The organism is Tenacibaculum ascidiaceicola (genome assembly GCF_047470925.1).
In the GTDB taxonomy this organism is placed as follows: Bacteria; Bacteroidota; Bacteroidia; order Flavobacteriales; family Flavobacteriaceae; genus Polaribacter; species Polaribacter discolor.
Genome location: NZ_JAZKJP010000015.1, coordinates 1 through 1,517 on the forward strand (window position 1 = coordinate 1; position 1,517 = coordinate 1,517).

The following is a 1,517-nucleotide window of genomic DNA, read 5'->3' on the forward strand; positions in this document are numbered from 1 at the left end:
CTGTCACTCTACATTTAAGCCCTGGTAAGGTTCCTCGCGTATCATCGAATTAAACCACATGCTCCACCGCTTGTGCGGGCCCCCGTCAATTCCTTTGAGTTTCAATCTTGCGATCGTACTCCCCAGGTGGGACACTTATCACTTTCGCTTAGTCACTGAGAATAATCCCAACAACTAGTGTCCATCGTTTACGGCGTGGACTACCAGGGTATCTAATCCTGTTCGCTCCCCACGCTTTCGTCCATGAGCGTCAGTATATACGTAGTAGACTGCCTTCGCAATCGGTATTCTAAGTAATATCTATGCATTTCACCGCTACACTACTTATTCTATCTACTTCCGTATAACTCAAGTCAACCAGTATCAAAGGCAGTTCCATAGTTAAGCTATGGGATTTCACCTCTGACTTAATTGACCGCCTGCGGACCCTTTAAACCCAATGATTCCGGATAACGCTTGCACCCTCCGTATTACCGCGGCTGCTGGCACGGAGTTAGCCGGTGCTTATTCTTACAGTACCGTCAGTTAGTTACACGTAACTAAGTTTCTTCCTGTATAAAAGCAGTTTACAACCCATAGGGCAGTCTTCCTGCACGCGGCATGGCTGGTTCAGAGTTGCCTCCATTGACCAATATTCCTCACTGCTGCCTCCCGTAGGAGTCTGGTCCGTGTCTCAGTACCAGTGTGGGGGATAATCCTCTCAGACCCCCTACCTATCGTTGCCATGGTAAGCCGTTACCTTACCATCTAGCTAATAGGACGCATAGTCATCTTGTACCGATAAATCTTTAATTAAAAGATGATGCCATCTCTCAACATTATGGAGTATTAATCTTCATTTCTAAAGGCTATCCTCCTGTACAAGGCAGATTCTATACGCGTTACGCACCCGTTCGCCGGTCGTCAGCAAAAAAGCAAGCTTTTCCCTGTTACCCCTCGACTTGCATGTGTTAAGCCTGCCGCTAGCGTTCATCCTGAGCCAGGATCAAACTCTTCATTGTATAATCTTTAATATTATAAATGTTAAGTTCCAAAAGAATTTTTAACTTCGAAAAGTTATGGTTATTCTACTCTTTGTTTTACGCTGTCAATTTCAATATTTTCAATGAACTTGGTGAGCCTCTATATAACAAGTATTACTCGTATCTTTAACTCAACCTTTTGTAGAAATACTAGACTCGAACTAGTGACTTGTCGTCTTCCAAAATTTCTGTGATCGTATCGCTTTCTCAAAGCGGATGCAAAACTACAAACTATTTTTAATCTGACAAAACTTTTTTTAAAGTTTTTTTCGTTTGTTTTTCGCACTATTTTAATGAACTGTTTTCCCTAAAAATCGGACTGCAAAGATACTCACTTTATTTCTTAATAAACAAGAAAAATTTAAACTATTTTTTAACCTTTTCTTTAAATATCTTAAACCCTATTTTAATGAACTCACACTAACTTCCTAGCTTACCGCTTATCCGTTTGCGGGTGCAAATATAGATACCTTTTTCCATTCAACAAGTACTTTT

Annotated in this window: 1 rRNA gene; it reads right to left on the minus strand. The window is 41.0% G+C overall.

What is annotated here, in order from left to right:
* A 16S ribosomal RNA gene (locus VBY68_RS16055) occupies nucleotides 1–1,001 on the minus strand; the annotation flags it as partial.
* Nucleotides 1,002–1,517 lie beyond the last annotated feature (516 nt).